This is a genomic window from Nocardia sp. NPDC004278 (assembly GCF_053602975.1).
In genome coordinates, this window is the sequence record NZ_JBSGEQ010000057.1 from 27,019 (window position 1) to 38,587 (window position 11,569).

The 11,569-nt window shown below is 69.4% G+C and carries 2 protein-coding genes; both read left to right on the forward strand.

Annotated elements, in window-relative coordinates:
* Window positions 1–5 precede the first annotated feature (5 nt).
* Window positions 6–10,925, forward strand: a complete 10,920-nt coding sequence (locus ACWEO2_RS41565) for a type I polyketide synthase (protein ID WP_452410409.1) — start codon at window positions 6–8, stop codon at window positions 10,923–10,925.
* Window positions 10,926–10,937: 12 nt separating this feature from the next.
* A complete protein-coding gene (locus ACWEO2_RS41570; protein WP_452410410.1) occupies window positions 10,938–11,462 on the forward strand; it encodes a PaaI family thioesterase in 525 nt (174 codons plus the stop codon).
* The last annotated feature ends 107 nt before the right edge of the window (window positions 11,463–11,569 follow it).

Genomic DNA, 11,569 nt, shown 5'->3' on the forward strand with positions numbered 1-11,569 from the left:
CACCGATGGCCGACAACGACGAACTTCGCAGATATCTCAGGAAGACCGCGAAGGAACTGTACGAAACCAAACAACAGCTGAGCCAGCTCATCGACCGGTCGAATGAGCCCATCGCCGTGGTCGGTATGGCCTGCCACTACCCGGGCGGCGTGCGCTCACCCGAGGAACTGTGGCGGATAGCGGCGGACGGCGTTGACGCTGTCGGGGATTACCCGTCCGACCGTGGCTGGGACCTGGACCGGCTGTTCGATCCCGACCCGGATGTACCGGGGACGATCTACACCCGCCAGGGCGGATTCCTCGATTCCCCGGCGGATTTCGATGCCGCCTTCTTCGGCATCAGCCCGCGTGAGGCCGCAGCGATGGATCCGCAGCAGCGGCTGATGCTGGAGGCGTCCTGGGAGGCGCTGGAGGACGCGGGTATCGACCCGGCATCGCTACGCGGCAGCGACACCGCCGTATTCGCCGGTGTCAATCACCAGAACTATGGTCCACGAATCGGCTCGCCCGCGCTCACCGCCGAGTCCGAAGGCCATGCGTATCTCGGTGTGGCGACCAGCGCGCTGTCCGGGCGGATCTCCTACACCCTCGGCTTCAAGGGGCCCGCCATTTCGGTCGATACCGCGTGCTCGTCGTCGCTGGTGGCGCTGCACCTTGCGTGTCAGGCCCTGCGCCGCGACGATGCCACCCTGGCGCTGGCGGGCGGCGTGACCGTGATGTCGGATCCGGCGCTGCTCATCGCCTTCGCGCGGCAGCGCGCACTGTCACCGGATGCCCGCTGCAAGGCGTTCGCGGCGGCCGCCGACGGCACCGGCTTCGCCGAGGGCCTCGGCTTGCTGGTACTCGAGCGGCTTTCGGACGCACAGCGATTGGGGCACAACGTACTCGCCGTGGTGCGCGGCACCGCGGTCAACCAGGACGGGGCGAGCAACGGGCTGACGGCCCCCAACGGTTCGTCCCAGGAACGGGTCATCACCCGAGCGCTGGCCGATGCGGGCCTGGAACCGTCGGATATCGACGCGGTGGAAGCACACGGCACGGGCACGATGCTCGGCGATCCGATCGAGGCGCGTGCGCTGATCAGCGTCTACGGCACACGGCGTACCTCGGATCCGTTGCGCCTCGGATCGCTCAAGTCCAATATCGGCCACACCTCGGCGGCGGCGGGTGTCGGCGGCGTGATCAAGATGATCGAGGCGATGCGCCACGGCATGCTGCCGAAGACGCTGCACGTGGACGCGCCGACCCCGCATGTGGATTGGTCGGCGGGCACCGTGCGGCTGCTCCAGGAGAGCGAGCCGTGGCCCGCGGGCGAACGGATTCGGCGCGCGGGCGTGTCGTCGTTCGGGGCCAGTGGGACCAACGCCCACGTCATCCTAGAGGAGGCGCCCACCGCACCGGTTGCCGAGCAGAGCCCGACCGCCGGCGACGCTCCCGAGCGGGGCGACGCCGAGCAGCCGTGCACGTCCGAATTCGTGCCCCTGCTGGTATCGGCGAGTTCCGAGGCGGCGCTGCGTGCACAGGCGCATCGCCTGCGGCAGTGGATGATCGGTGACAGCGAGGCGGACCCGTGGGATATCGCGCATGCGCTCACCACCTCGCGGGCCCGGCTGGATTGGCGGGGCACCGTCATCGGACGCGATCGCACCGAACTGCTGACGGGTCTGGCGGCCCTTGCCAGCGGCGTGTCCGGACCCGATGTGGTTCGCGGTGTGGTCGGCTCGGGTCGCACCGCGTTCCTGTTCACCGGCCAGGGCGCGCAGCGACCCGGCATGGGTGCGCGACTGTATGCGGCGTTCCCGGTGTTCGCGGCGGCACTGGACGAGGTGTGCGCCGTGTTCGATCCGTTGCTCGGATGCTCGTTGCGCGATGTGATGTTCGCCGAAGACAGCCCTGCCGGCGACACGACCGGTCCCGCCGCAACGCCGCTGGATCGCACGGAGTTCACCCAACCCGCACTGTTCGCGTTCGAGGTGGCGCTGTACCGGCTGGTCGCGTCGTTCGGGGTGACCGCAGACGTGCTGCTCGGCCACTCCATCGGTGAATTGGTCGCGGCGTATATCGCCGGGGTCTGGTCGCTCCCGGACGCGTGCGCGCTGGTGGCGGCGCGCGGGCGGCTGATGGGTGCGCTGCCGCCGGGCGGGGCGATGCTGGCGGCGGCCGTATCCGAAGCCGAGGCCGTCGCGCTGCTGGCCGGATACCGGGACCGGCTGTCGCTGGCCGCCGTGAACGGTCCGTCCTCGGTGGTGTTGTCCGGCGACGTGGACGCCGTCGACGATATCGAGCGGATGCTCGGCGATCGGGGGCGCAAGACCAACCGGTTGCGGGTCGGTCACGCGTTCCATTCGGCGCGGATGGAACCGATGCTGGCCGAATTCCGCGCGGTGGCACAGCGATTGACCTATCGGATGCCGACCATCTCGGTCGTCTCGAATGTGTCCGGCGCCGTCGTCGATCGCGAACTGACCGACCCGTCGTATTGGGCGGATCAGGTGCGGGCGGCCGTTCGCTTCGCCCCGGGTGTGCAGACGTTGGCCGCGACCGGTGTCCGCCGGTTCCTGGAGGTCGGCCCCGCCGCCGTCCTCGCGGCGATGACCCGGCAATGTCTGGCCGAGGAACCCGATCTCGAGGCGCGGTCGGTGGTGGCCGCGGCCGGTCGGCGCGATGCCGACGAGGCGGCGCAGTTCACCGCGTTCCTGGCCGCCGCGCACGCCGCCGGGCTCCCGGTGGATTGGCGGCCCCTCTACGCGGGCCGATCGACGCGCCGAATCTCGTTGCCCACCTATGCCTTCCAACGGCAACGGTATTGGGTGCCGCCCACTGACGGTCTCGGCGATGTGGGTCGTGCCGGTCTATTGTCGATCGACCATCCCATGCTGGGCGCGGCGGTGGCCATTGCGGGCAAGGACGAATGGCTGTTCACCGGAAGGCTTTCGACGGCGTCGCAGACCTGGATCGCCGATCATCTGGTGTTCGGCGCGGTGCTGCTGCCCGGCACCGGCTTCGTGGAACTGGCGTTGGCGGCCGGTGCTCGCCTCGGTGTCGAGATCGTCGAGGAGTTGGTCCTGGAAGCACCGCTGCGGATGGACGAGCACACCGAAATCGATATCCAGATCAGTGTGGAAGCCGCCGATGACGACGGACGCAGGCGCTTCGTCGTGGTGTCGAAGCTTGTCGAGGACGCCTTCGTGATCGACGGCTCGCCGGGGTCGCGAACCGGCACGAGCGCGATCACACATGCGCGCGGCGTCTTCGCGCCCGCGCAGTCGAACGATGCGCCGATGACCGGCCGCGATCTCGGCCCGGCGGCGCAGGACGATGTCGTCTCCGGCGAGCCGATGTACGACCGGTTGGCCGCGCGCGGACTCGGATACGGCCCCGCGTTCCAGAATGTCGCCCGCCTGTGGCGTACCGGTGACGATCTCGTGGCCGAGGTGCGCCTGTCCACCGAACTCGATGCCGAGGCCGCCCGCTTCGCCATCCATCCTGCGCTGCTGGATTCGGCACTGCACGCCGCCGTCGAGGAGCTCGGCGCCGAGCTGCCGCAGGACCAGGCGCCGCTGCCGTTCTTCCTCACCGGCGTGCAGGTGTATCGCCGCGGTGTGACGGCCGCGCTGGCGCGCATCCGGCGCAGCGGAGCCGACAGTGTGCGGCTCGAACTCGTCGATGAATCCGATGCTGTCGTGCTGACCATCGAGGCGCTGCAGGCGCGACCGGTGCACAGCCGGGCCCTGCGCGATGGCCGGACTTCGGCCCGTCACGCGCTCTACGACGTGCAGTGGAGCGTCGTCGAATCCCGTACGCAGGCAGGCCCGGAGGGTCGGCGAATGGCCGTCGTCGGTGCCGCGTCGGCGTCCGGATTCGACGAGAACTACCACGATATGGCCGCCCTGGCCGAGGCAACCGGCGACAACGTCCCTGACCTCGTGGTGTGGTGCGCCGATGACCTCGAGCCGTCGATTGATTCCGGACCCGGTTCGGCGGAACTCGTACGCCGACGCGTGCACACCGTGCTGGAGTCGGTCAGATCGTGGTTGCGTCTACCGATGGCCGAGGACGCACGGCTGATCGTGGTGACTCGCAACGGGGCCGGTCTGGTCGGTGAGGATCCTGATCTGGCCGCGGCCGCCTCCTGGGGTGTGGTGCGCAGTGCCCAATCCGAGCATGTCGGTCGAATTGTCCTGGTGGACATCGACAATACGGCCGCGGTCACCCCCGATCTCATCGTGGCGGCCCTGCGGACCGAGGAGGCGCAGCTGGCGGCCCGCGCGGATGCGCTGTTCGCGCCGCGGCTGACCCGGCGCGAGGTGTCCACGACCGACACCGGCCCGGCGTTCGGCTCGGGTGCGGTGCTGATCACCGGTGGTACGAGCGGGCTCGGCGCCCTGGTCGCACGACATCTGGCCGCTGTGCGGGGCGTGCGTGAACTGGTACTGGTTTCCCGGCGTGGCACGCAGGCCGACGGTGTCGCCGAACTCGTCACCGAATTGGGCGAACTCGGCGCTCGGGCGCGGGTACTGGCCTGCGATGTCAGCGACCGTGCCGCCGTAGCGACGCTGCTCGACGAGATCGCCGACGGTCCCGCGCTGACAGCTGTTGTGCACGCGGCCGGACTGCTGGCCGACGGGACCGTCGAAACCCTCACCGCCGAGCAGATCGACCGGGTACTCGCACCGAAGGTCGATGCGGCGCTGCACCTGCACGAACTCACCCTGGACCACGACCTGTCGGCGTTCGTCATGTTCTCCTCGATCGCGGCGGTGCTCGGATCGGCGGGACAGGCCAACTACGCGGCGGCGAATTCGGTCCTGGACGCCTTGGCTCGACGGCGTGTCAACGCGGGTATGCCCGCGGTGTCGGTGGCATGGGGACCGTGGAGTCAAGACAGCGGGATGGTGGCCGAACTGGGTGCGGCCGCCGTGGAACGCCTGTCGCGCATGGGCTTTCGCCCACTCGCACCGGCCGATGGCCTCGCGCTGCTCGAGCTGGCGACCGATGCCGGCGCTCCCTTCCTCGCCGCGGTCGACTTCGACCTCGCCGCACTATCGGTCCAGGCGCGCGCCGGCCTGCTGGCCTCGCCCCTGCAATCATTGGTGCCGTCCCCACGACGCGTGAGCAAGGGGGGCGGGTACCTGACGCGGCGGCTGGCCGCGGCCGGGCCGGACGAGCACGACGCGATCGTTCTCGATTTCGTCCGAGAGCAGGTCGCCGCGGTGCTCGGACACCCGTCAGGATCGGTGATCGACGCCGAAAAGCCTTTCAGTGAACTGGGATTCGATTCGCTCGGCGCGGTGGACTTCCGCAACCGGCTGGCCAAGACCACGGGTCTGCGCCTGCCGTCGACGCTGGCATTCGACTATCCGACGGCGAAGGCCATTACCCGGTACCTGCGCGCGCAACTCGACGGTGCGGGCGCGGCGGCGAATGCCCAGCCGGCGCGCCGCCGCACGCGCGCCGATGAGCCGATCGCGATCGTCGGCATGGCCTGCCGTTATCCCGGCGGTGTCGAATCGCCGGGCGGGCTGTGGGATCTCGTATCGTCCGGCACCGACGCCATCGGTCGATTTCCCGACGACCGGGGCTGGCCCCTGGAACGCCTGATCCATCCCGACCCCGACAACCCCGGCACGTCATACGCCCGCGAGGGCGGGTTCCTGGCCGACGCGGCCGGTTTCGACGCGGCCTTCTTCGGGATCGGTCCACGCGAAGCGGTCGCGATGGATCCGCAGCAGCGGCTGCTGCTCGAGGTGTCGTGGGAGGCATTGGAGCACGCCGGAATAGATCCGACCTCGTTGCGGGGCAGCGACACCGGCGTCTACACCGGCGTGATGTACCAGGACTACGAGGTGCTCACCCGCAAGGGCGGGCCGGAGGCCGAGGGCTATATCGGGACCGGCGCCGCGGCGAGTGTGGTCTCCGGACGCGTCGCGTACACGCTGGGTCTGGAAGGACCTGCGATGACAGTGGATACGGCGTGCTCGTCGTCGCTGGTGGCATTGCACGTCGCGTGCCGGGCGCTGCGCCAGGGGGAGAGTTCGCTCGCGCTGGTTGGCGGCGCGACGGTGATGTCGACGCCGATGGTGTTCGTGGAGTTCTCCCGGCAGCGTGGTCTCGCGCCGGACGGTCGGTGCAAATCCTTCTCGGCCGCGGCCGACGGGGTGGCCTGGTCCGAAGGCGCCGCCGTGCTGGTGGTGGAACGGCTGTCGGACGCACAGCGATTGGGCCACAACGTCCTCGCCGTGGTGCGCGGCACCGCGGTCAACCAGGACGGCGCGAGCAACGGCCTGACCGCGCCCAATGGTCCCTCGCAGGAGCGGGTGATCGCGGCGGCGCTGGCCGATGCGGGCCTGCGCCCGGACGAGGTGGACGTGGTGGAGGCGCACGGTACCGGGACGGCGCTCGGTGATCCGATCGAAGCCCAGGCCCTGCTGGCCACCTACGGGCAGGAGCGCGCGGATCGGCCGCTGCGCCTCGGCGCGCTCAAGTCCAATATCGGTCACACTCAGGCGGCTTCCGGCGTGGGCGGAGTGATCAAGATGGTGCAGGCTTTGCGGCACGAGATGTTGCCGAAGACCCTGCACGTGGACGAGCTATCGCCCCATGTGGATTGGTCGGCGGGCGCGGTACAGGTGCTGACCGAGGCGCAGCCGTGGCCCGCGGGCGAGCGGACGCGCCGGGCCGGGGTGTCGTCCTTCGGGATCAGCGGCACGAACGCCCATGTGATTCTGGAGGAAGCACCGGCGGCACGCCCGGTCACGACACGTTCGGCAGATGGTGAATCGCCCTCCGTCGCATCGGGTTTCGTGGCCGATTCGAAGATTGCGGCGCCGCTGGTGCTATCGGCGAAGACGGTGGAGGGGTTGCGCGGGCAGGCCGCGCGACTGCTGGACTGGCTGGCCGACCGTCCCGAGGTGGATTCGTGGGCGGTGGCGCGCTCATTGTGCGAGTCACGGGCGTTGCTCGATCGGCGCGGGATCGTCGTCGGAGGTGACCGGGCCGAACTGCTGGCCGGGCTGAACGCCCTTGCCGCGGGCTCGGTGTCGCCCGGTGTGGCCGAGGGTGCCGTCGGTTCGGGGAAGACGGCGTTCCTGTTCACCGGTGGCGGCGCCCAGCGAGTGGGCATGGGCGCCGGGCTGTACACGGCGTTTCCGGTGTTCGCGACGGCACTGGACGAGGTGTGCGCCGAGTTCGATCGGCACCTCGGCGGGTCGTTGCGGGAGGTCATGTTCACCGATTCGGCGGGTGTGCTGGACGAGATGGGCTGGATGCAGCCCGCGCTGTTCGCCTTCGAAGTGGCGATGTTCCGGTTGCTCGAATCGTTCGGCGTGGGACCCGATGTGGTCGCGGGTCATTCACTCGGCGAGCTGACCGCGGCCTACGTCGCGGGCGTGTGGTCGCTCTCGGACGCGTGCGAGCTGGTAGCGGCACGCGGCCGGCTGATGGGGTCGGCTCCGGCCAGCGGCGCGATGCTGGCGGCGGCGGTCTCGGAGGCCGAGGCCGCCGAGCTGCTGGCCGGCTTCGGTGACCGAGTATCGCTCGGCGCGGTGAACGGGCCGGAGTCGGTGCTGTTCTCCGGATACGCCGATGCTGTCGGCGAGATTCAGCGGCGGCTCGCCGACGCGGGCCGTAAGAATACGTTGCTGCGGATTTCACATGCCTCGCATTCGGTGCTGATGGAACCCATTCTCGACGAATTCCGCTCGGTGGCAGAGCGATTGACCTATCACGAACCGCTGCTGCCGATCGTGTCGAACGTGTCGGGGACGCAGGTGGGGGCGGAGGTTCGCGATCCGGCGTACTGGGTGGCGCAAGTGCGTGGCTGCGTGCGGTTCGCGCCCGGCATCGACAGCCTCATCGAGTCGGGCGTGCGTAGATTCGTCGAGGTCGGTCCCGACGCGGCGCTCACCGCGATGGCCCGGGAGTGTTTGGCGGAACACCCGGAGGTCGGCGCGGCGTCGATCGTGGTTGCCTCGTCCCGACGATCAACCGACGAGGCGTTCCAGTTCGTCACGGCCCTCGCCCAGGTGCATGTGGTCGGTACGCCGGTGGACTGGCCGCTGCTGTTCGGCGCGCGTGGTACCGGTCCGATGGAGCTGCCCACCTACGCCTTTCAGCACAAGCGGTTCTGGTTGCAGCCGCAATCCGACGAGGTGGTCGGCTCGTTCGGACATCCGCTGGTCACGAATATGGTGCCGCTCGCGGGCCGGGACCAGTGGCTGTTCACCGGACGACTCTCGGTGCGAACCCATCCCTGGATCGCCGACCACGCGGTGTTCGGTTCGGTGCTGCTGCCCGGCACGGCCTTCGCGGAATTGGCGTTGACGGCGGGTGCGCAGCTGGACGTCGCTGTCATCGACGAGTTGCTGCTGGAAGCCCCGCTCGTCTTCGCCGATGGTGCGGAGGTCGATCTTCAGGTGAGTGTCGAGGAAGCCGACGACGCGGGACGGCGCAGGTTCGCGATCTATTCGCGAGTCGACGCCGATCGGGATGCGGCGGATCGGGATCCATGGGTCCTGCACGCCGGTGGTGTGCTGACCGCCGCCGACGGGGACGAAGTTCCCACCTGGAGCGAAGCGAACTGGCCGCCCTCCGGGGCCCAGCCGTCGGAAAGCGCTCTCTATGATCGATTGGCGGACAAAGGATTCGACTACGGTCCGGTTTTCCAGGGTGTCACGGCGATGTGGACGCGTGGCGAGCAGACATTCGCCGAAGTCTCCCTCGACGACTCGGTGAGCGGTTCGGCAGCCGCATTCGGCATCCATCCGGCACTGCTCGACGCCTGCCTGCACGCGGCCATCGACGGTCTGAACAGCGGTCTGCCACCGGAGCAGCTGCCATTGCCCTTCTCTTTCAACGGCGTTCGGTTGTGGCGCTCCGGCGTCGCCGCGATGCGCGCACGGGTGAGCCGGGACGCCGACGGGCAGGTGCGCATCGCCGCGGTCGACGAGACCGGGTCGGTCGTGCTGACGATCGACGCGGTTGCGGCGCGTCCCATTGATGCCGCGGCGCTGCACGCGGTGGCCGCGGTTCGGCGCTCATCGCTGCTGAGCTTGCGGTGGATCCCGTCGGAGCTGCCCGCACCGGCGGCGGGCGGAGTGCTCGCGACTCTGGGCGCGGTTCGGGTGCCCGGCATCGATCTGCACTACCGCGATGTCGCGGAAATGATTGCGGCAGAGTCCGTTCCGGACGTGGCCGTCTGGTCGATCGCCGATCCGACCGCCGTCGGGCACGGTCGGATCGACGGCGATACGGCCGCCGCGGTGCGGAGCTCGATCCACTCGGCCTTGGCCACCGTGCGATCCTGGCTCGCCGACGAGCGGCTGGCCGACACCCGCCTGGTGGTGGCGACTCGCGGCGCGGCCGGTATGCCGGGGGAGTCCGTCGACCTGGCGGCCGCCGCGGTGGCGGGGCTCATCCGCACCGCGCAATCGGAATATCCCGGCCGCATAGTGCTGCTCGACCACGACGGCGATCTCGGTGACGCCGTCGTGCGCGGCGCGATCGAGGCGGACCCAGCCCAGGTGGCGATCCGCAACGGCGCAACGTTCGTGCCGCGTCTCGGCGCCATGGACAGTCGCGTCGCGAGAGCCGAAACATTGGGCGGGACAGGCGTATTCGGCGATGGCACCGTCCTGATCACCGGCGGCACCAGTGGACTCGGCGCGGTGATGGCCCGACACCTGGTTCGCACCCACGGCGTCGAACACCTACTGCTGGTTTCCCGGCGTGGCGACGCGGCACCCGGTGTAGCGGAGCTGGTCGACGAACTGACCCGGCTGGGCGCCGAAACCCGGGTCGCCGCATGTGATGTCGCTGATCGGGCCGCTGTGGCGGCGGTACTCGATGCGATCGGGACCGAGCACCCGCTGACCGCGGTGATCCATTCCGCGGGCATGATCGACGACGCCACGATCGAAACATTGAGCGCGCAACAGCTCGACCGCGTGCTGGCCCCAAAGGTGGACGGTGCCCTGAACCTCCACGAGCTCACCCGCGAGCACGAGCTGGCGGCGTTCGTACTGTTCTCCTCGGCCGCCGCGCTGCTGGGCTCGGCCGGGCAGGGCAACTACACGGCGGCGAACGCGTTCCTCGACGGTCTCGCCCGTGCCCGCAGGTCCGAGGGGTTGCCCGCCTTGTCGATCGCCTGGGGTCTCTGGAACGAAGACACCGGCATGGCGGGCGCCATGGACCGTGCCACCGTGGCACGGTTGGCGCGAATGGGCATCAAGGTACTCGGCGACGACGACGGGACCGCACTGCTCGACGCCGCGGTCGTCACCGACGAAACACTGGTCGCCGGTGTCGAGTTCGATAAACCGGCGCTCGCGGCGCAGGCCAGAGCGGGGCTACTGCCCGAGGTGCTCAGTGGGTTGGTCCCCGCGCGTGCCCGGCGCACGACGAGCGCAGCGGCCGAGGGCGGTCTGCTGGCGCAGCAACTCGCCGCCACCCCGGAGGACGAGCGCGATGCGCTGGTACTCGGCTTTGTGCGCGAGCACACCGCGGCGGTTCTCGGTCACGCGTCAGCCGATGCCATCGATCCCGAAACTCCGTTCAGCGAACTGGGTTTCGACTCCCTCGGGGGTGTCGAGTTGCGCAATCGGCTCACCGAGGTGACCGGTATGAAACTGCCCACGACGCTGGTGTTCGATTACCCGACCGCCACTGCCGTCGCGAAACTGGTGCTCTCGCGCTGGGCGGACTCCTCGATCCCGTCGGCGATCGACGATCAGATCGCCGCCCTGCGGACGCTGTTGGCGACGATACCGTCCGAGGCGGATAAGGCTCGGCTGGCCGAGCGGGTCCGCTCCACGCTGGCCGAGGCATTGGCGGAACGGGAGGCCCCAGTACCGAGCGACCGTATCGCCGTCGAAGCGGCCAGCGCCGACGAACTCTTCGCCCTCATCGACCAGCAGATATCGACATAGTTAGGGGATGTGATGACAGGCAACGATCTGGCGACGATCGAAATGTCCGGTGCAACGAGATCACTGCATCTGGAATGGGAGGATCCCGGCCTGGCCGTGCTCGGGCTGCTGCAACTGTCCCGCGAGGAACTGCTGGAGCGGCTGCGCTCCGGCGACCTGCCGCAACCGCCGCTGACCAAGTTGCTGAACATCGTGGTGGTGGAAGCCGAGCCCGGTCGGATGACCCTGTCTCTCACACCGGACGAGCGGCACGTGAACTACCTCGGTGTCGTCGGCGGCGGTGTGGTCGGCGCGGTCCTCGACGTCGCGATGTGGGGTGCGGTGCATCTGTCGATCGAGGAACCGGCCATGGTCACGACCACCAGTATGAATACGAATTTCCTGCGCCGGGTCGCCCACGGCCAGGGCACGCTGCGCGCGATCGCCCACGCCGTGCACGTCGGCCGGACGACGGCGGCCGCGGAAGCACGTCTCGTCGACGCTGCGGACAAGATCTACGCGACGGCGACGGCGACCTTCATCAAGTTGAGCGGCTGATACGGGGGCCGGGGGGGGGGGGGGGGGGCCCCCCCCCCCCCCCCCCCGGGGCCTGGGGGTAAGGGGGGGGGGGGGGGGGAGGGTGGGGGTGGGTGTGTGTGTGTGGG